Below are 19018 nucleotides of genomic sequence, written 5' to 3' on the forward strand. Positions count from 1 at the left end.
GGCACTCGGGTGGCGCCCGCCGTTACCGGCTCGTAATGGTAGCAAGCCTACCCAGCCAGCGGCTGTGCCCCGTCTGGGTGGGCAGGCTTGCCACCTGGTTACGCGCAAGGCGTACTCAGTGCCTTTCGCGCGAGGCGTAGTGGCCCGCGCCTAGCGCGCGACGACGAACTTCGCCCCCGCCTGCGCGGACGCGTCGGCGTTCGATGCGTTCTCGTCGAGCCCGATGACGCCGTAGTCCCAGCCTTTGCGCCGGTAGACCACGCTGGGGCGGTGCGTCTCGCTGTCGATGAAGAGGTAGAAGTCGTGGCCCACGAGTTCCATCATGTACAGCGCGTCGTCGACGGTCATGGGCGTCGCCTCGAAGACCTTCTTGCGGATGACGACCGGCGAGTACGGCTCTTCGACGTCTTCCGAGAGATCGGAGGCGGCCTGTACCGGAACAGAACCGGTGCGCACGCTCTCGATCACCTGCGGCGCCGCGGGCGTGATGTCGATCACGCTGAATCCATCACTGGAGGCTTCACGCAGAGAGACCGGGCGGTGCTGTCCCCGGTGGACCTTCTTTCGGTCCTTGGCCTGGCGGATGCGCTCGACCAGTTTGGCCATGGCGAGATCGAAAGCGACGTACTTGTCGGAGCCGGAAGACTCGGCTCGGACGAGGGGGCCCGGCCCGATCAGGGTGAGTTCGACACGGTCGTCGCCGCTCGCTCCCCTGGTTTCGTGATGACGGGTGACCTTGATTTCGAAGGCAATGGCTTTCTCGGCAAGGTGGGCAACTTTGTCCGCCTTTTCCATTGCGTACTCGCGGAAGCGATCCGTAACGCCAACATTGCGTCCGGTGATGGAAATTTCCATGTGCGACCTCCCAGCCCTATGGCGCCGCCCTTTTTATCAGGCGATGAAGAATTTCTTTCGCGCCTTTTCGCCCAACTTAGTCCGGTTGCACCGCAAAGTCACGAACGCGTCACGCTAGTCTCATGAGACGTTCAGAGAATGGACACCGGCCTCTGGCATGCGCTTTCGCGTGTACGCCAGAGCGGCCGCCGCGACGATCTCACCGCCCTCCGCGCGCACGGCCCGCGCCGCCTCGAGGAGCGTGGATCCGGTCGTGAGGATGTCGTCGACCAGCAGGAACCGCCGCCCGTCGAGCCGACGTTTCGCCCGCAGCGACCCGGCCCGGTTGCGGGTCCGTTCGTCGACGGCGAGACGCTTCTGCTGGGCGGCGCGGCGAGTGTGGACGAGTTCGTGGGCAGTGGGCACCCCCGCGCGACGCAGCAGCAGCGCGAGCGGGTCGTAGCCGCGCCGCCGGAACGCGCTGCGGCTCGTCGGCACCGGGAGCGTCTCCACGCCGGGCGCCCCCGGCATGGCAGCGGACATCGCGCGTGCCAGCGGGACGGCGAGCGCGCGGGCGACATCCGTTCGGCCGCTCTCTTTCAGCGCGATGATCGCGAGGCGCACGGGACCCTCGTAGTCGAGGGCGCAGAAGACGGGCGTCGCGTCGGCGAGCCGGTGGCGCTGCACCGGAACCGCGAACGTGGACCGGCATGCGTCGCACAGCGAGCGGTCGGGCATGCCACAGCCCGCGCACTCGACGGGGAGCACGAGGGCGAGGGCGTCGAGCAGGGCGTCACGGAGCATGCCGCGAGTGTGCCCGCGACCGGGAGCAGCCGGGCGGGCGGGCGGGCGATCTGTGCAGAACCCGGCTGGCGCTACTGCTGTGTGCCCAGCATCTCGGCAGAGATGCCTGTGCGCTGCCAACTCGTGCCCCGCGGGCGGAAGACGTCGCCGTCGGTCGTGAGGACGCGAAGGCCGTCGGTGCCGCCGTTGCCGCCGACGATGTTCACGCCGCCCTCGATTCGTCCGAGCAAGGCGCTCGGTCCGCCGATCTCGAGCGACCGGATGAGTGTTTCGTCCTCGCTCGCGGAGAGTGTGGCGACGGTGCGGTTGTCGACCCAGGTGGCGGCGAGCGGCGTCTCGGCGGTCACCGGAAGTGCGAAGAGTTCGCCGAGGCTCGAGGGGACGCCGTCCTGGCGCACTATGCCGGCGACGTAGAGGCGCGGCCCGATGGCCGTGTCGAGGTAGAGCAGCAGACGCGCCCCGTCGCGGGAGACCGCCATCGATACGACGCGGGCGTCGGTGACCGGCACCGTGGAGGCGACGATGTGCTCGGTGCCGTCGAGCTCGTAGGCCCTGATCGCCGAGCCGTCGCCGACGGGCACCGACCAGATGAAGCCGGCGTTGTCGATCGACGGTGCCGCGAGGCCGCCGCGGGCATCGACGAGGAGGGGTTCGCTCGCGCCCGCTCGCACCGCGTACACGCCGAGGTCGTTGCGCACGGCGGCTTCGCTCCGGTTGCGGGCGAGAGCGACGGCGCTCGCGCCGAGCTCGACCACCTTGCCGCTGATCTGGCCGATCGTCGTGACATCGTCGTTCGACGCGTATCCGAACTGGTTGTCGCGCAGCACGAGCGGGGCCGGCTCCACGGTGGGATTCACGACGGCGGGAAGCGCGCCGGTCTCGGGCGTGCTGAGCGGGATGCCGCCGACCGTCATAACGACGCTCGTGACGTTGTTGAGGCTCGCGGAGAGCTGCTGGCGCATGCGCTCGCGTTCGAGCGAGTTGGCGCCGTCCGCCTCCTCGGACAGGTCGACCGTGGCGACGCCTGAGGTGATGTCGACGAAGCCGTCGCCCAGCTGCGTGCCCGCGGGGAATGCCGAGATCAGCGCGCCGTTGCTCAGCCAGGACGACTGTCCGGCGAGCAGGGCGCTGACGACGCGCACCGAGGTTCCCGAGCGGTTGGGGAACCAGCGCACGTCGGGCACGAGGTACTGATAGGTGGGGTCGAAGTAGTGGAGCGCGAACTCGCCGAAGACGACACCGAAACTGTCTTCGGAGAGCACGATGCCCTCGGGCGCACTGCTGATGCGCCACTGGTCGCCCTCCTTCACGAAGGTGAACGGCAGCGACACGGTCTCGGCGTCCGACTCCTGATAGTGCCCGTCGTTCGACACCGACGCGGAGGTGGTGAGCGAGTAGTTCAGCTCCGTGTCGGAGACCCGGCGCTGCGTGCCGACACCCGTGCGGATGGTCGTAAGCGCGTCGGGGTTCCAGGTGCCGGCGAAGCTCTCGGCGAGGAACTCGCGCGCGACCCGGTAGTCGTTCTGCGGGTCGATCGCGGCGAGCAGGAACTCCTGCATGATCTCCTCCTGCGTGGAATCCGCGCGCGGACCCTGCGGGGCGAAGCCGATGTCGAGTTCGACGTCGTCGCTCACGACGTCGCCGGCGGTCACGTTGCCGGAGGTGGGTACGCCCCCGCACGCTGCGAGGGTGATCGCGGTCGCCACGGCCAGCCAGACGGAGAACAGGGTGCGGCGCTTACGGCCGGGCAGTTCAGACATCGGCTTCCTCCTTCGCTGCGGCGCCGACCGGCGGCAGTTCGAGCGGCGACTCGGTGAGCGTCTCGCCGCGGCGGCGCGGCAGGGTGAGGCGGAAGCACGACCCCTCGCCCGGCGCCGACCAGACCTCGAGCCAGCCGCCGTGCAGGGCGGCATCCTCGAGCGAGATGGCGAGCCCGAGGCCGGTGCCGCCCGTCGACCGCTGGCGTGACGGGTCGGCTCGCCAGAACCGGTCGAACACCCGCTCCATCGCGGCGGTCGACATGCCGACGCCGTAGTCCCGCACGGCGATCGCCACGGCGGTCTGGTTGCTGTCGACGTAGACGACGATCGGTCGCCCTTCGCCATGGTCGATCGCGTTGGCGAGGAGGTTCTGCAGGATGCGACGGATGCGGCGCGCGTCGACCTCCGCCTCGAAATACCCGCCGGGTGCCTCGAGCCGCAGCTCGGTGCCCTTCGAGGCCGACAGTGTCTCGACCGCCTGCATGGCGTCTTCGACCAGACGCACCAGGTTCGTCGGTTCGAGTTCCATGTCGACGGCGCCGGCGTCGTACCGGCTCATCTCGAGCAGGTCGGCCAGCAGAAGTTCGAAGCGCTGCACCTGGGTGTGCAGCAACTCGGTCGTGCGCGCCGTCGCCGCGGGGAAGGACTCGCGCTGGTCGTAGAGCACGTCACTCGCGAGCCGGATCGTGGTGAGCGGGGTGCGCAGTTCGTGGGACACGTCGGAGACGAACCGCTGCTGCACCTGCGAGAGCGCCGCGAGCTTGGTGATCTGGCGTTGCAGGCTGTCGGCCATGCCGTTGAACGAGCGTGCGAGGGTGGCGATGACGTCTTCGCCTTTCTCGGGGATGCGCACCTCGAGCTCGCCGGCCGCGAGCCGCTCGCTGGTCTCCGCGGCGGTACGCACCGGGGCGACGATGAGGCGCACCACTGTGTAGGTGACGGCGCCGATGAGGATGACGAGCGACGAGAGCCCGAGCCACAGGGTGCCCTGCACGAACGACAGCGCCTGCTGGGTGTCGCTGAGGTTGTAGACGAGGTACAGCTCGTACTGCCCGGAGGTCGGCACGTCGAGTACCGAGCCGACCACGAGCGCCGGGTCGACACCGCCGTCTTCCCGCTCGAGCGAGATGGACTGCCAGTACAGCCGGCGGTCGGCCGAACCCTCGACCCGGTCGCGGAGCTCCTCCGAGATCGCGACGGCGGGATCGAGACCGGGACTCACGACGTCGACAGGCAGGCGCACGCCCGCCTGACCCGGTGTGCGCAGGATTGCGATGTCGGTGCCCGCCGGGGTGGAGGCTGCCTGCTGCACGGCGGTCGTCGCGCTCTTCATCGCGACGTCGAGGTCGAGGCCCGCCGTCTGCTGGGTCGCGTCGAACCGCGTCTGCGCGACGACGTTCGAGCGCTCCGACGCGGCGAGCGCGTCCTGCAGGCGGGTGTCGAACAGGTTGGCACCCACGCTGATCGACATGTACGCGCCGATGATGCCCACGGCGATGGTCGACATCACGACCGAGATCGTGACAGTGCGCACCTGCAGCGACGAGCGCCAGAGCCGTTGCGCGCGCAACAACCACGTCCGCCAGGTGAAGTACCGCATGGTTATCCCGGGCTGCCGGCGCGGTAACCAACCCCGCGCACGGTCATAACGATCCTCGGGTTGTCGGGGTCGGCCTCGACCTTGGCGCGCAGTCGCTGCACGTGCACGTTGACCAGGCGGGTGTCCGCTTTGTAGTGGTAGCCCCACACCTGCTCAAGCAGCATCTCGCGGGTGAACACCTGCTGCGGCTTGAGGGCGAGTGCGAGCAGCAGCTCGAACTCGAGCGGGGTGAGGTTGATCTTTTCGTCGCCGCGCAACACCTCGTGTCCCGCGACGTCGAGCACGAGGTCGCCGACCGCGAGGGTTCCACTGGGGGCCTCGGGGCTGGGACGAAGACGGGTCCGGATGCGCGCGACCAGTTCTTTGGGATTAAAAGGCTTGACGACGTAGTCGTCTGCTCCGCTTTCCAGGCCCTTGACGACATCCGCGGTATCGCTCTTGGCCGTCAGCATGATGATGGGGATGCCGGATTCCTCGCGGATCAGCGAGCACACCTCTATACCGTCCATACCGGGCAGCATGAGGTCGAGCAGAACGAGGTCGGGGGCGAAGGCGTGGAAGGCGTCGAGAGCCTCGGAGCCGTCGGCGCAGAACGAGATTTCGAAACCCTCGGCGCGCAGAACGATACCGATCATCTCCGCCAGGGCGGTGTCATCGTCGACTACTAGAATTTTGGCGTTCATAGCCCTCTACCGTTTGTGGTCCAGCACGTGAGGAATTGCCGGAGCTTTCGCACAAGAGTAGTCGAGTGTGAAAGCATAAATAGCGTAGGTAGCGCCTGAGACGTTTAGGGGAGAGGCACTTCACAGTGACCGACAACAATGCGTGGCAGCCGCCGAGCGGCGAACCGCTGCCGCCGGCCGGCCAGTTCGTGCCCCCCGCGAGCCCGTTCGGGCCACCGGCCCCGCCGGCGCAGCAGCCGGCTCCCCCGTACGGCCAGCCCGGTTACGGCCAGCCCGGTTACGGGCAGCCCGGTTACGGGCAGCAGCCGTCCGGCTGGACGCCGCCACCCAAGCCCGGCCTCATCCCGCTGCGTCCGCTCAGCTTCGGCACGCTGCTCGGCGCCTCGTTCCAGGTGATCCGGCGCAACCCGCGCCCCACCTTCGGCATCTCGCTGCTGCTCAACGGCCTCGTGATCCTGCTGTTCGTCGGCGTCATCGGCGCGGTGACCGCGATCGCCTTCAGCCGCGCGGCGTCGGCCACCAGCGCCGACGCCGACGAGATCGAGGCCGGCGCCGTCGGCGCGATCGTGCTCTCCGCCCTCATCCCCGTCGCGCTGTCGTTGCTGGTCACGGCCGTCTTGCAGGGCATCATCTCGCTCGAAGTGTCGCGCGCCACCATCGGCGAGAAGCTGACGGTGCGCGGTCTGTGGCGGCTGGCGCGCGGGCGCATCGGCGCCCTCATCGGCTGGTCGGCTCTCGTGACCGCCGCGGTCCTCCTCGCGATCGTCGTCGTCGCCCTCATCGTCACGCTGCTCGTTGCGTTCGGCGGGGACGCCGGACTCGTGACCGGAATCATCGTCGGCATCGTCGCCGGTCTGGGCAGCATCGTCGTCTGGGCCTGGCTCGCGACGAAGCTGTCGCTCGTACCGAGCGTGCTGATGCTCGAGCGCCCGCCGCTCCGCCAGGCCGTCGCGCGGTCGTGGCGTCTGACGTCGGGCTACGGCTACTTCTGGAAGGCGCTCGGCACCCAGCTGCTCGTCTACGTGATCGTGCAGGTCGCGGCGCAGGTGGTCGCGACGCCCATCTCGATCCTCGTCGCCGTGGGCGGGGCGACGGTCAACCCCAACGGCGACATGACCGCCTCGGTCGTGGCGGTCGTGGCCGGCTACATCCTCACCGGCATCGTGAGCCTCGTGTTCGGGGCACTGGCCGCCGTCGCCCAGTCGGCGGTCGCCGCCCTCATCTACATCGACTTCCGCATGCGCAAGGAGGGTCTCGACCTCGACCTCACGCGGTTCGTCGAGGCCCGCCAGGTCGGCGACGTCGGCGTGGCCAACCCGTACCTGCGCGAGTCGTGATCGCTGCCGGGTTTGCCGGTCGCACCGTTCCGGTCGACCCCGACGCCGACCAGGCGCGGCAGTGGCTCATCGACGAACTGGCGAAACCCGACTACCGCGCCGCGCAGCCGACCTGGTTCGACCTCGTCAGCGCGGCGATCGGTGACTGGTTCGCCTCGCTGCGCTTCGGCGGCGTCGACGGCGGTCCCAATCTGGGCGCCCTGCTCGTGATCCTCGCCGTCGTCGTCGCCCTGGTGGTGGCGTTCCTCGTCTTCGGACTCCCCCGCTTCGCCCGCAAGAGCGGCGTCACCGGCGACCTGTTCGGCGACTCCGACGACCGTGACTCGACGGCGATCCGGGCCGCGGCCGAAGCCGCCGCGGCCGCGGGCGACTTCGACCTGGCGGTCCTCGAGATCTTCCGTTCCACGGCACGGTCGCTCGCCGAGCGCACCGTGGTGACCACCAGCCCGGGCACCACCGCCCACGACTTCGCGCAGCGGGCCGCCGTCGCGTTCCCCGACTTCGCCGATCCGCTCGCGACGGCGGCCGTCTCGTTCGACGGCGTGCGCTACCTCGGACGCGCGGGCACGCGCGCCGAGTACGAGGCGATGGCCCGGCTCGAGAGCGGCCTGCGCGCCGCCCGCCCGCTGTTGCAGGCGGTCACCGCGTGACGACCACCGCACCAGGCCAGCGAGTGCTGACCGCGAGCACCACCACCGTGCTGCGCCGCTCCGCGTTCTGGGCGGCGGCGGCCGTGTTCGCGATCGTCATCGCACTCGTCGGCATCCTCTTCGCGGGGGCGGTCACCGAGTCCGACCCGCTCTCGCCCACCAACCCGGCGCCCGGCGGCGCGAAGGCCGTGGTCGAGGTGCTGCGGCAGCAGGGGGTCACCGTCACCGCCGCCTCGACGCTCGAGCGCGCGACCGACGCCATCACCGACGCGGCCGACACGACGCTGTTCTTCTACGACCCCGACGGCATCCTCGAGGGCGAGCAGCTCACCGAGGCCTTCGCTCTCGCCGGCAACGTCGTGGCGGTCGAGCCCGATTTCGACCAGCTGCTCGCGCTCACCCCCGATGTCGCGCAGGCCGGAACCGTCGACGGCGAGGTCGAGGCGGACTGCGACCTCACCGCGGCCACGAGAGCGGGGTCGATCACGGGCGACGGCTCCGGCTACCGCTACCTCGGCGACGACCCGGTGGCGACCACCTGCTTCGGCAGCGGCGACGACGTCTACTCCCTCGTGCGCGTGCCGACCGAGACCGGCAGCGCGACGATCGTCGGCGCGGCCGACGCGTTGAGCAACGAGTTCGTGACCGACCGCGGCAATGCGGCTTTCGCCCTCGGCCTGCTCGGCGAAACCGATAACCTCGTCTGGTACACCCCGAGCGCCGCCGACCTCTCGACCGAGGCGCCACCCACCCTCGGCGAACTCAGCCCCGACTGGGTTCTCCCCGGCACCGCGCTCGTCGTGCTCACCGCCCTCGCCGCGGCCTTCTGGCGCGGGCGGCGTTTCGGCCCGCTCATCATCGAGAACCTGCCCGTCACGGTGCGCGCCAACGAGACCATGCAGGGTCGCGCCCGGCTCTACCAGAAGTCGGCGGCGCGGCTGCGCGCGCTCGACTCGCTGCGCATCGGGACCGTGCAGCGCATCGCCGCCCTCTGCGGACTCTCCCGCCTAGCCGCTGTCGACGAAGTCGCAGCGACGGCCGCCGCGGTCGCCGGCCTACAGCCGACCGACGTGCGCCGCATCCTCCTCGATGCCGTCCCGACCACCGACCGTGAACTCGTGCGGCTGTCAGACCAGCTTCTGACGCTCGAACGCACGGTCGCAACATCCGTCACCCCCGTTTGACCACCGCACCCATGGAAGAGAGCGCCGCACGAATGACAGACGCACCCACCCGCCAGCTGACCGAGTCCGAGCTGCGGGCCGCCTTCGCGCGGGTCCGCGAGGAGGTCGGCAAATCGGTCGTCGGTCAGGATGCCGCGGTCACCGGCCTCATGATCGCACTGCTCGCCGGCGGCCACGTTCTGCTCGAGGGTGTTCCGGGCGTCGCCAAGACCCTGCTCGTGCGCACCCTCAGCCACACGCTCAAGCTCGACACCAAGCGCGTGCAGTTCACGCCCGACCTGATGCCGGGCGATGTCACCGGCTCGCTCGTCTACGACGCGAAGGCGGGCGAATTCGAGTTCCGGCAGGGGCCGGTGTTCACGAACATCATGCTCGCCGACGAGATTAACCGCACGCCCCCCAAGACCCAGTCGGCCCTGCTCGAGGCGATGGAGGAACGCCAGGTCTCGGTCGACGGCGAGAGCCGCAAGCTGCCCGTGCCGTTTATGGTCGCCGCCACCATGAACCCGATCGAGTACGAGGGCACGTACACGCTGCCCGAGGCTCAGCTCGACCGCTTTATGCTCAAGCTCGTGCTCGACCTGCCCGACCGCTCGACCGAGGTCGAGGTGATCACGCGGCACGCGGCCGGCTTCAACCCGCGCGACCTGACCGCGGCGGGCGTCGAGGCCGTGCTCGACGCCGAACACCTCGCGCAGGCGCAGGCGGCGGCGGCCAGGGTCGGAGCCTCGGCCGACGTCATCGGCTACGCCGTCGACCTCGCCCGGGCCACCCGGCAGAGCCCCTCGGTGAAACTCGGCGTGAGCCCGCGAGGAACGACCGCGCTGCTGTCGGCCGCGAAAGCGTGGGCCTGGCTCACCGGGTTCGACGCGATCACCCCCGACCACGTGCAGGCCATGGCGTTGCCCGTGATGCGCCACCGCCTGCAGCTACGGCCCGAGGCGGAACTCGAGGGGGTCTCGGCCGACGCGATCCTGCGAGCCATCATGCAGCAGGTTCAGGTGCCGATCTAAGTCATGGCTGTTTCTGGGTGGTTCGTCATTCTGGTCGCGGCCGGCATCGTGCCGGTCGTGCTCTTCGACGACCCCGCCGCACTCTACCTCTGGCTGCTCTTCGTCACGCTGCTCGCCGCCGTCGACCTGCTGCTGGCCGCGTCCCCGCGCCGCATCACCCTCGAGCGGGTGCTGCCCGGTCCCGTGCGCCTCGGCGAGCGGGTCGAGTCGACGCTGTACCTCACGAATACGGGCAGACGACGGATGCGCGCCATCGTTCGCGACGGCTGGCCGCCCTCCGCGGTAGCGACTCCCTCGCGCCACCGGGTCACCGTGCCCGCCGCCGAACGACGGTCGATCGTCACGGCGCTCACGCCCTTCCGCCGCGGGGAACGCCGGTCGGCCCACGTGACCCTGCGGTCGTTCGGGCCGCTCGGGCTGCTCGCCCGGCAGGCGTCGATCGTGGTGCCAGGGTCGATCATGGTGCTGCCGCCCTTCACCTCGCGCAAACATCTGCCGTCGCGGCTGGCCCGGCTGCGCGAGCTCGACGGCGCGACGAGCGTGATGGTGCGCGGCCAGGGCACCGAGTTCGACAGCCTGCGCGACTACGTGCGCGGCGACGACGTGCGCTCGATCGACTGGCGTGCCACCGCCCGCCGCAACGACCCCGCCACGAACAGCCAGAAACTCGTGGTGCGCACCTGGCGTCCCGAGCGCGACCGCCGCGTCGTGATCGTCGTGGACAGCGGACGCACCTCGGCCGCCCGCATCGACAACGAGCCACGCATCGACACGGCGTTCGAGTCGGCGCTGCTGCTCGCGGCGCTCGCGAGCCGCGCGGGCGACCGGGTCGACCTCGTGGTGTACGACCGCCGGGTGCGCGGGCGGGTGCAGGGGGCCAGCGGGCCCGAGCTGCTGAACCGCATGGTCGGGGCGATGGCGCCGATCGAACCCGAGCTCATCGAGATGGACTGGAGCGCGATCCCCGGTCTCGTGCGGTCGGTCACATCGCAGCACGCGCTCGTGGTGCTCGCGACGTCGATCGACGCGCCCGGCGCGTCGCGGGGGTTGCTGGCCGTGCTGCCCCAGCTGACCAAGCGACACACCGTGCTCGTCTCGTCGGTGGTCGACCCGACGGTGCTGGCCCTCACGACCCGGCGCGGCGACAGCACGGAGGTCTACCGCGCGGCGGCCGGCGAACGGGCACTGCTCGACCTGGCCCGCGTCTCGGCCGCCATCCGACAGCTCGGAGGCGACGTCGTCACGGGTTCCCCCGCTGACCTGCCGCCCGCGCTGGCCGACCGGTACATCGCGCTCAAGGCGGCCGGGCGGCTTTAACGGCGGAAGGCCGCCCGAGCCGCACCGATTCCCCGAGGGGTTTCGATACGGCAGCGGGCGGCCTACTCAACCGGTGGTTCTGCTACTCCGCGACGCCCACGAACTCGGCTGCCTCGTTCGGGGTCTCCCCCGGCGTCTGCAGGTTGCGGCGCAGGGCGGCGCCCAGACGGGCGTCGACGTTCGTCCAGTACTGGATGGCGCGCTCGCGGATCTCGGGCACCGTCGTGCCGCCGACCGCTCCCGTGATGGTCTCGAGGAAGCGCTCCTTGGCGGCCTCGTCGAAGACGTCGCGGTAGAGCGTTCCGGCCTGACCGAAGTCACTGTCCTCGGCGTGCAACGTCGCCGCCGTGCGGATCAGCTCGCCGTCCGACTCCCAGCTGCCCGCTCCCGCGAGCGCGGGGTCGGCGGTCGGGCCGCCGAACGAGTTGGGCGCGTAGACGGGCGCCGACGCGGGCTTGTAACCGTGACGGGTCGCGCCATCCTGCGAGTAGTTGTGCACGGGCGACTTCGGCGCGTTGACCGGGATCTCGTTGTAGTTCGTGCCGACGCGGTAGCGCTGGGCGTCGGGGTACGAGAACACGCGGGCCATCAGCATTTTGTCGGGGCTGATGTCGATGCCCGGAACCGTGTTCGCCGGCGAGAAGGCAGCCTGCTCGATCTCGGCGAAGAAGTTCTCGGGGTTGCGGTTCAGGGTCTTGGTGCCGACCTTGATGAGCGGGTAGTCGGCGTGCGGCCAGACCTTGGTGAGGTCGAACGGGTTGAACCGGTAGGACTTCGCGTCGTCGTAGGGCATGATCTGCACGTGCAGGTCCCACGACGGGAAGTTGCCCGCCTCGATGGCCTCGTAGAGGTCGCGGCGGTAGTAGTCGGCGTCGGCACCGGCGATGTCCTGCGCCTCGGCGCCGACCATCTCGATGTTGCCCTGGTTCGACGTGAAGTGGTACTTGACCCAGAAGCGCTCGCCCGTGGCGTTGATCCACTGGTAGGTGTGCGATCCGAAGCCGGGCATCTCGCGCCACGAGCGCGGCAGGCCGCGGTCGCCCATGAGGTAGGTGACCTGGTGGGCCGACTCGGGCGAGAGGGTCCAGAAGTCCCACTGCATGTCGGCGTCCCGCAGGCCGGAACCCGGGAGTCGCTTCTGCGAGTGGATGAAGTCGGGGAACTTGATGCCGTCGCGGATGAAGAACACCGGGGTGTTGTTGCCGACAATGTCGTAGTTGCCCTCGGAGGTGTAGAACTTCACCGAGTAGCCGCGCACGTCGCGCCAGGTGTCGGGCGAACCCTGTTCTCCGGCGACGGAGGAGAAACGCGTGAGGGTGGGGGTGGATGCACCGGGCTGGAAGACCGCCGCACGGGTGTACGCCGAGACGTCGCCGGTCACGACGAACTCGCCGTGCGCTCCGCCGCCCTTGGCGTGCACGACCCGCTCCGGAATGCGCTCGCGGTTGAACTGCGCCAGCTTCTCGACGAGGTAGCGGTCGTGCAGTGCGGTCACGCCGTCGGCGCCCGCGGTGAGGGAGTGGGCGTCGCTCGGGACGGCGGAACCCGTCTGGCTCGTCGTGTACTGGTCGTCAGTCATGGATCTCCTTGATTGGTGCTGATTGCAATTGCTGGTGTTACCGGGAGGGGGCGCTCTGGCAGTCAGCGCAGAGGCCCCAGAAAGTCACTTCGGCACTGGCGAGCGTGAAGCCCGCTGTGTCGGACGGGGTGAGGCACGGCGCGTGGCCCACGACGCACTCGACGTCGGCGACGGCACCGCACGAGGTGCAGACGATGTGGTGATGGTTGTCGCCGATGCGACGCTCGTACCGCGCGGCCGAATTGGCCGGTTCGATCTTGCGCAGCAGGCCGGCCGCGGTGAGGTCGGCGAGGACGTTGTGCACGCTCTGCAGGGACGTGCCGGCGTCGGCCTCGACGAGCAACCGGTGCAGGGTGACCGCGTCGCTGTGCGGGGAGCTCTCGAGGGCGTCGAGCAGCGCGCGCCGGCCCGCGGTGACGCGCAGACCGGCCTCGTGCAGTTCGCGCTCTGAGGTCGTCGGCATCCGACAACCATAGTCTTTATCGTGAACGATTCAAAATAAGCCGACCGGGTCGTCAGCCGGCCACGAGCCGCTTCGCCCCGGCCTCGAACTCGTCGAGGTCACCCGTCTGGCCGGCACGGAAGGCCCGGCCGCCGAGGACCCACTGGTAGGCGAGGAACCCCGCGAGCGCGACCGTGCCGATGCCGATCTTGATCGCCCACGGCCAATCCTGCCTGGTGATGTAGCCCTCGATGAGCCCCGAGACGAGCAGCGCGAAGATGAGGCCGATCGCGACGGTGAACAGGGCGCGGCCGTCCTCGGCGATCGCCTGCCCGCGCGTGCGTGCGCCCGGCGCAATCCACGACCAGCCGATGCGGATGCCGGCCGCCCCCGCGACGAAGATGGCGTAGAGCTCGAGCTGCCCGTGCGGTGCGATGTAGAGGAAGAACACGTCGAGGCGGTCGTAATCCTGCATGATCGCGGCGGTCAGCCCGAGCTGCTGCGCGTTGCTGAACACGATGTAGGGCGTGTAGAAGCCGACGATGCCGTAGGCCACGGCCTGTGCCGCGATCCAGGCGTTGTTGGTCCAGACGAAGCTGGTGAACGAACTGCCCGGGTTGTCGGAGTAGTAGTTGACGAAGTCTTCTTTGGCGTAGCGCTCGAGGGCGCTCGGGTCGCCCTGCGTTGCGAGCACCTGCGGGTTCGAGATCGCCCAGAACGCGTACAGGGCGCCGATCGCGAAACTCGCGAGGGTGACAGCGAGGCAGAGCCAGCGGATGCGGTAGAGAGCGGCCGGCAGCTGCAGCACGAAGAAGCCGAGCAGCTGCTGCAGCACGTTCGCGGGGACTCCCGTGAACCTCTGGCGCGCGCGCGACAGCGACAGCGACAACCGGTCGCCCTGCAGTGACTGCCCCGTCGTGGTCTTGATCACCGAGAGCTGGGTCGCCCCCGACTGGTAGCGGTCGATCAGCTCGTCGGCCTCGGGACCGGTGAACTGGCGCTGGCGACCCAAACGGGCAAGCCGATCCCATTCTTCGCGGTGAGCGGCGGCGTAGGCGTCGAGGTCCATCTGCTTAAATGATGTCATGCCGCGACCCTCCGCGAACGACCAGTCTGTTCAGCGTCTGCCCGCGCCGCGCCTCCCTCAGCCGGGCCACTCGGACCAGCTCGAGATGGATGACACGATCATGACCGGCGAGGCCGTCGCTCTCGACCTGCGTACCGCGAGCTTCGTGCTGCGGTCTGCCGGGGCGATCATCGACTTCGTCGCCTACATCGGTCTCTTCCTGCTGCTGATCCTGGTGGTCTTCCCCGCCATCGAGGCAAGCTTCGGCGGCTTCGACGACGCGATCCGCACGGCGCTCATCGTCGCCGGCCTCGTCATCTCGATCGTGGTCACCCCGGTTGCCGTGGAACTGCTCAGCCACGGACGCTCGCTCGGCAAGCTCGCGGTCGGCGCCCGCATCGTGCGCGACGACGGCGGCGCCATCGGCTTCCGGCACGCGTTCATCCGCGCCCTCACTGGCGTGATCGAGATCTACACGACCTTCGGCGGGTTCGCCGTCGTGGTCTCGCTGCTCAACGCGCGCTCGAAGCGACTCGGCGACCTGCTGGCCGGAACGTACAGCCAGTACGAGCGGGTGTCGAAGGCGACCTCGCCGGTCTACGGCGTGCCGGTGCAGCTCGGACAGTGGGCGCTCACCGCCGACGTCGCGCGCATGCCCGACCGGTTGGCGCGTCGTGTCAGCGCCTTCCTCGCCCAGGCCGGGAAGCTCACCCCGCAGACCCGGGTGCGGCTGGGCAACGAGCTGGCCGCGGAGGTCGCCCCCTACGTCTCCCCCGTGCCGCCGGTCGAGGCTGAACTGTTCCTGGCCGGCGTCGCCGCGGTGCGCCGCGACCGCGAGTACACCGCGCTGCAGCTGGAGGCCCGCGGTCTCGACCGGCTGAAGCCCGTGTTGGGCGGGCTGCCGAACGGCTTCCCCGAGCGGTAGCGGCGGCGCACGTCGCAGGTTTTGGTCGCTAGTTGCGCTTGAACCGCGCGCGGTCGCGCATCAAGTGACCAAAAGAGTCGCGGATGCGCCCGGGCTCAGAACCGCTCCCTCGTCTCGCGAGCGGCGCCTAGTAGCGGTAGTGGTCGACCTTGTAGGGTCCGTCGGGGCTGACGCCGATGTAGGCCGCTTGCTCGTCGGTGAGGCGCGTCAGCTTCACGCCGAGCGCGTCGAGGTGCAGGCGGGCGACCTTCTCGTCGAGGTGCTTCGGCAGCACGTGCACGTCGACGCCGTAGTCGGCGCCGCGCACGAAGAGCTCGATCTGGGCGAGGACCTGGTTGGTGAACGAGGCGCTCATCACGAACGACGGATGCCCCGTGGCATTTCCGAGGTTCATCAGGCGGCCCTCGGAGAGCACCAGCACGGAACGGCCAGAGGGCAGACGCCACTCGTGCACCTGCGGCTTGATCTCGATCCGCTCGGCGCCCTCGAGCTTCTCGAGGCCGGCGATGTCGATCTCGTTGTCGAAGTGGCCGACGTTGGAGACGATGGCGAGGTGCTTCATACCGAGCAGGTGGTCGACGGTGATGACGTTCTCGTTGCCTGTTCCGGTGACGAAGATGTCGACCTGGTCGAGCACGCTCTCGATGGTGGTGACCTGGACGCCGTCCATCGCGGCCTGCAGCGCGTTGATCGGGTCGACCTCGGAGACGATGACCCGCGCGCCCTGGCCCTTGAGCGCCTCGGCCGCTCCCTTGCCGACGTCTCCGTAGCCGACGACGAAGACGACCTTGCCGCCGATCAGCACGTCGGTGGCGCGGTTGAGGCCGTCGGGCAGCGAGTGGCGGATGCCGTACTTGTTGTCGAACTTGCTCTTGGTGACCGAGTCGTTGACATTGATCGCCGGGAACTGCAGCTCGCCCGACTTGGCGAGCTCGTACAGGCGGTGGACGCCGGTGGTGGTCTCCTCGGTGACGCCCTGGATCTCGGCGGCGATCTTCGTCCAGCGGTCGGGCGAGGCCTGCAGCGAGGCGCGGAGGGTGTCGAGGATTACGGTCCACTCGTGGGAATCGGTGGCCGTGGCATCCGGAACAGCGCCGGCCATTTCGAACTCGCGACCCTTGTGCACGAGGATCGTCGCGTCTCCGCCGTCGTCGAGGATCATGTTCGGGCCGTCCCAGTGCTCGTTGGCACGAGAGGCTTCGGCCGACCAGTCGAAGATCTGGCTGGTGCACCACCAGTACTCTTCGAGGGTCTCGCCCTTCCAAGCGAAGACGGGCACGCCGGCCGGGTTCTCAACGGTGCCGTTCGGCCCCACGGCGACCGCCGCGGCCGCCTCGTTCTGGGTCGAGAAGATGTTGCAGCTCGCCCAGCGCACCTGCGCGCCGAGGGCGACGAGCGTCTCGATGAGTACGCCGGTCTGCACGGTCATGTGCAGGCTGCCGGCGATGCGGGCACCCTTGAGCGGCTGGCTCGGTCCGAACTCCTCGCGCAGGGCCATGAGCCCCGGCATCTCGTTCTCGGCCAACCGGAACTGATGGCGACCGGCCTCGGCGAGACCGAGATCGGCGACCTTGAAGGGAAGCGTCGCGACGGACGGCTGCGCTGCGGCGGGCTGGGCGGTGGTTACGGGCGCGATCGACATGCGTCTATTGTCACACCCGCCACCACCGCGTGGCCCGCGATTCGCTACTGTTCGCGGATGATGGCGAGAACGGAGTCGCGCACGGACTCCATTTTCTCCTTGGTGCCGGCTTCGACGTTGAGGCGCAGCAGCGGCTCGGTGTTCGAGGGACGAACGTTGAACCACCAGAACGCGTCATCCGAAGCGGGGCCGGTGACCGTGAGGCCGTCGAGCTCGTCGAACTCGCCGACGCCGGTGTAGGCGGTTACGATGCGCTCGTACGCGGCGGGCACGTCGGTGACCGTCGAGTTGATCTCGCCACTGAGGAAGTAGGGGTCGTACTGGGCGGCGAACGCGGAGAGCGGCTCGGACTGGTGGCCGAACTCGGCGAGCAGGTGCATCGCGGCCAGCATGCCGTTGTCGGCGCCCCAGAAATCGCGGAAGTAGTAGTGCGCCGAGTGCTCGCCGCCGAAGATCGCACCGGTGGCCTTCATCTGATCCTTGATCAGCGAGTGGCCGACGTTGGTGCGGATAGCAGTAGCGCCGGCCGCCTCGATCGTCTGCGGCACGATGAGCGAGGTGATGAGGTTGTGCAGCACGACGATGTCGAGCTCGGGCTCGATGCCACGAACGCGGGTGATCTCGCGCAGGGCGACGATGGCGGCCACGGCGGACGGGGTGACCGCGTCGCCCTTCTCATCGACGACGAAGCAGCGGTCGGCGTCGCCGTCGAACGCCAGCCCGAGGTCGGCGCCGTGTTCGACGACGGCCTTCTGCAGGTCGACGATGTTGGCGGGTTCGAGCGGGTTGGCTTCGTGGTTCGGGAAGGTCCCGTCGAGCTCGAAGTACATCGGGATGATCTCGATCGGCAGTGCGGCGAGACCGGCGGCCTCGCCGAGCACGGCGGGAACGGTGAGCCCGCCCATACCGTTGCCCGCGTCGACGACGACACGGATCGGACGGATGCCGCTGAGGTCGACGAGCTTGCGGAGGTACGCGGCGTAGTCAGCGAGCACGTTGACCTCGCGGAACGAGCCCGGCGCTTCGATGGCCGCGATGCCGTCGGCAAGGTACGCGGTCGCGCGGTCGCGGATCGCCGCGAGGCCCGTGTTGAGGCTGATGCCCTGGGCGCCGGCGCGGCTGAACTTGATGCCGTTGTATGTGGCCGGGTTGTGGCTGGCGGTGAACATGGCGGCGGGAGCGCCGAGCGAGCCGGACGCGAAGTAGGTCTCGTCGGTGGAGCACAGGCCGATCGACACGACGTTGGCTCCGCGTGCCTGGGCGCCACGAGCGAAGGCGGAGGCGAACTCGGGCGAGGAGTCGCGCATGTCGTGGCCGACGACGACGTCGGTTCCCGCCGCGCCGATTTCGTCGACGAACCCGGCCGCGAGGGCGCTGACGACCTCGCTGGTGAGCTGGCTGCCGACGAGGCCGCGCACGTCGTACGTCTTAACGAACTGGGTCAGATCAATGGGGAAAGAATTCACGACCCCAAAACTACATGACGGATGACCTGCCACCCCTGAGGCACGGACATCCGCTCGGCATGTCTGGAGCACAGGTCGTAGCTGTGGGGCTCGGCCTTCTGGCTGAGCGGACCGAGCACCGCCATCGAATCCGCGTACACGTAGGTGAGGGTCGCCACGGCTGCGTGGTTGCACGTCACCTTGCTGCACGGTCGGGGGCTCATCGTGCCCCCCAGCCTAGAACCACCCACCGGCATCGGGCGAACGCGCACCGCAATACACTGGATGGATGGTCAGATCGCGAAGGAGCAGCGCACGGGCTTCGACACGTGGTCGCTCGCGCGACCGGCACGGTCGCGGCATCCGCGCCGCGGTCACGGGCCCCCACCTCCCCCCGCTGAACAGCCGCTCGGACATCTTCGACATGACGATCGCCTCGACCGCGGAGTACCTCAAAGACATCTGGCCGAGCGAGCTGGCGAACGTCGTGTTCGAGGTCGCCGCGATGCCCGCCGAACTGGGCACGTCGCCCGGCGTGGACCGCTGGCGGGTGTTCCCGGCGCAGAACCGCGTCGTGCTGTACCGCCTGCCGATCGAGCGCCTGTCTCACCTGCACCGTCACGACGAGCTGCACCGCCGCATGATGATCGAGACCTGCGTGTTCCGCGCCGTCGCCGAGCTGCTCGGCAAGGACCCGTGGGATCTCGCCCCCGACCGCTACCGCAACCACTGAACCT

The 19018-nt window shown here is 69.2% G+C and carries 18 protein-coding genes; 7 read left to right on the top strand and 11 right to left on the bottom strand.

The genetic code is table 11. The features are described from left to right. Positions 1-150: 150 nt before the first annotated feature. The 5 genes from hpf to mtrA all read right to left on the bottom strand — a co-directional run bounded on the left by hpf (position 151) and on the right by mtrA (position 5681). Positions 151-855: a ribosome hibernation-promoting factor, HPF/YfiA family gene (gene hpf, locus IEV96_RS08730; RefSeq protein WP_188510241.1), complete on the bottom strand. Its 705-nt coding sequence runs from the start codon at positions 853-855 to the stop codon at positions 151-153. A gap of 120 nt (positions 856-975) precedes the next feature. Then, positions 976-1638, bottom strand: coding sequence for a ComF family protein (locus IEV96_RS08735; protein ID WP_188510242.1), 663 nt, complete (start codon positions 1636-1638; stop codon positions 976-978). A gap of 71 nt (positions 1639-1709) precedes the next feature. Continuing rightward, positions 1710-3398 (bottom strand): LpqB family beta-propeller domain-containing protein, encoded by a 1689-nt coding sequence (locus IEV96_RS08740; RefSeq protein ID WP_188510243.1) that lies wholly within the window; start codon positions 3396-3398, stop codon positions 1710-1712. Beyond that, a complete protein-coding gene (gene mtrB / locus IEV96_RS08745) occupies positions 3391-4998 on the bottom strand; it encodes an MtrAB system histidine kinase MtrB (RefSeq protein ID WP_188510244.1) in 1608 nt (535 codons plus the stop codon). The genes IEV96_RS08740 and mtrB overlap by 8 nt, the downstream gene beginning before the upstream one ends. Before the next feature lie 2 nt (positions 4999-5000). Continuing rightward, complete coding sequence (gene mtrA / locus IEV96_RS08750; RefSeq protein WP_188510245.1) at positions 5001-5681, bottom strand: MtrAB system response regulator MtrA; 681 nt, start codon at positions 5679-5681, stop codon at positions 5001-5003. Between the two features lie 125 nt (positions 5682-5806). On the opposite strand from mtrA, the gene IEV96_RS08755 reads away from it, so the two are divergent. From IEV96_RS08755 to IEV96_RS08775, 5 genes are read left to right on the top strand one after another with little or no spacing between them, the layout of a single operon-like run. Further along, positions 5807-7018: a hypothetical protein gene (locus IEV96_RS08755; RefSeq protein ID WP_229733160.1), complete on the top strand. Its 1212-nt coding sequence runs from the start codon at positions 5807-5809 to the stop codon at positions 7016-7018. Continuing rightward, positions 7015-7668, top strand: a complete 654-nt coding sequence (locus tag IEV96_RS08760; protein WP_188510246.1) for a DUF4129 domain-containing protein — start codon at positions 7015-7017, stop codon at positions 7666-7668. Before IEV96_RS08755 ends, IEV96_RS08760 begins: the two co-directional genes overlap by 4 nt. Continuing rightward, positions 7665-8852 carry a DUF4350 domain-containing protein gene (locus tag IEV96_RS08765; protein WP_188510247.1) on the top strand — a complete coding sequence of 396 codons (1188 nt, stop codon included), beginning with the start codon at positions 7665-7667 and terminating at the stop codon, positions 8850-8852. Before IEV96_RS08760 ends, IEV96_RS08765 begins: the two co-directional genes overlap by 4 nt. Positions 8853-8884: 32 nt before the next feature. Continuing rightward, entirely contained in the window at positions 8885-9865 is a 981-nt protein-coding gene (locus tag IEV96_RS08770; RefSeq protein WP_229733162.1) for an AAA family ATPase, read from the top strand. 3 nt (positions 9866-9868) lie between these two features. Then, entirely contained in the window at positions 9869-11182 is a 1314-nt protein-coding gene (locus IEV96_RS08775; protein ID WP_188510248.1) for a DUF58 domain-containing protein, read from the top strand. An 82-nt stretch (positions 11183-11264) separates the two neighbouring features. Here IEV96_RS08775 and IEV96_RS08780 read toward each other — a convergent pair whose 3' ends face one another. From IEV96_RS08780 to IEV96_RS08790, 3 genes are read right to left on the bottom strand one after another with little or no spacing between them, the layout of a single operon-like run. Beyond that, a complete protein-coding gene (locus tag IEV96_RS08780) occupies positions 11265-12761 on the bottom strand; it encodes a catalase (protein ID WP_188510249.1) in 1497 nt (498 codons plus the stop codon). Between the two features lie 37 nt (positions 12762-12798). After that, complete coding sequence (locus tag IEV96_RS08785) at positions 12799-13224, bottom strand: Fur family transcriptional regulator (protein ID WP_188510250.1); 426 nt, start codon at positions 13222-13224, stop codon at positions 12799-12801. Positions 13225-13276: 52 nt separating this feature from the next. Continuing rightward, positions 13277-14272, bottom strand: coding sequence for a stage II sporulation protein M (locus IEV96_RS08790; RefSeq protein ID WP_188511185.1), 996 nt, complete (start codon positions 14270-14272; stop codon positions 13277-13279). A 16-nt stretch (positions 14273-14288) separates the two neighbouring features. Here IEV96_RS08790 and IEV96_RS08795 point away from each other — a divergent pair, with 16 nt between their 5' ends. Further along, positions 14289-15194, top strand: coding sequence for an RDD family protein (locus IEV96_RS08795; protein WP_308419476.1), 906 nt, complete (start codon positions 14289-14291; stop codon positions 15192-15194). 127 nt (positions 15195-15321) lie between these two features. Here IEV96_RS08795 and ahcY read toward each other — a convergent pair whose 3' ends face one another. The 3 genes from ahcY to IEV96_RS08810 are packed head-to-tail and all read right to left on the bottom strand — an operon-like array spanning position 15322 to position 18505. After that, on the bottom strand, positions 15322-16836 hold the full coding sequence (ahcY, locus tag IEV96_RS08800) for an adenosylhomocysteinase (RefSeq protein ID WP_188510251.1): 1515 nt from the start codon (positions 16834-16836) through the stop codon (positions 15322-15324). 44 nt (positions 16837-16880) lie between these two features. Continuing rightward, positions 16881-18302 (bottom strand): phosphomannomutase/phosphoglucomutase, encoded by a 1422-nt coding sequence (locus tag IEV96_RS08805; protein WP_188510252.1) that lies wholly within the window; start codon positions 18300-18302, stop codon positions 16881-16883. Continuing rightward, a complete protein-coding gene (locus IEV96_RS08810; protein WP_188510253.1) occupies positions 18299-18505 on the bottom strand; it encodes a DUF3499 family protein in 207 nt (68 codons plus the stop codon). The genes IEV96_RS08805 and IEV96_RS08810 overlap by 4 nt, the downstream gene beginning before the upstream one ends. Positions 18506-18570: 65 nt before the next feature. Between IEV96_RS08810 and IEV96_RS08815 the strand changes: the two genes are divergently transcribed. Beyond that, a complete protein-coding gene (locus IEV96_RS08815) occupies positions 18571-19014 on the top strand; it encodes a metallopeptidase family protein (protein ID WP_188510254.1) in 444 nt (147 codons plus the stop codon). Positions 19015-19018 lie beyond the last annotated feature (4 nt).

This window comes from Conyzicola nivalis, assembly GCF_014639655.1.
Classification (GTDB): Bacteria; Actinomycetota; Actinomycetes; order Actinomycetales; family Microbacteriaceae; genus Conyzicola; species Conyzicola nivalis.

Coding starts and splice junctions, on each gene's coding strand:
- IEV96_RS08795 (WP_308419476.1), top strand. CDS start 14,289: ATGCCGCGACCCTCCGCGAACGACCAGTCTGTTCAGCGTCTGCCCGCG.
- IEV96_RS08815 (WP_188510254.1), top strand. CDS start 18,571: ATGGTCAGATCGCGAAGGAGCAGCGCACGGGCTTCGACACGTGGTCGC.
- IEV96_RS08740 (WP_188510243.1), bottom strand. CDS start 3,398: ATGTCTGAACTGCCCGGCCGTAAGCGCCGCACCCTGTTCTCCGTCTGG.
- IEV96_RS08735 (WP_188510242.1), bottom strand. CDS start 1,638: ATGCTCCGTGACGCCCTGCTCGACGCCCTCGCCCTCGTGCTCCCCGTC.
- ahcY (WP_188510251.1), bottom strand. CDS start 16,836: ATGTCGATCGCGCCCGTAACCACCGCCCAGCCCGCCGCAGCGCAGCCG.
- mtrA (WP_188510245.1), bottom strand. CDS start 5,681: ATGAACGCCAAAATTCTAGTAGTCGACGATGACACCGCCCTGGCGGAG.
- IEV96_RS08790 (WP_188511185.1), bottom strand. CDS start 14,272: ATGGACCTCGACGCCTACGCCGCCGCTCACCGCGAAGAATGGGATCGG.
- IEV96_RS08780 (WP_188510249.1), bottom strand. CDS start 12,761: ATGACTGACGACCAGTACACGACGAGCCAGACGGGTTCCGCCGTCCCG.
- hpf (WP_188510241.1), bottom strand. CDS start 855: ATGGAAATTTCCATCACCGGACGCAATGTTGGCGTTACGGATCGCTTC.
- IEV96_RS08770 (WP_229733162.1), top strand. CDS start 8,885: ATGACAGACGCACCCACCCGCCAGCTGACCGAGTCCGAGCTGCGGGCC.
- IEV96_RS08785 (WP_188510250.1), bottom strand. CDS start 13,224: ATGCCGACGACCTCAGAGCGCGAACTGCACGAGGCCGGTCTGCGCGTC.
- IEV96_RS08775 (WP_188510248.1), top strand. CDS start 9,869: ATGGCTGTTTCTGGGTGGTTCGTCATTCTGGTCGCGGCCGGCATCGTG.
- IEV96_RS08810 (WP_188510253.1), bottom strand. CDS start 18,505: ATGAGCCCCCGACCGTGCAGCAAGGTGACGTGCAACCACGCAGCCGTG.
- mtrB (WP_188510244.1), bottom strand. CDS start 4,998: ATGCGGTACTTCACCTGGCGGACGTGGTTGTTGCGCGCGCAACGGCTC.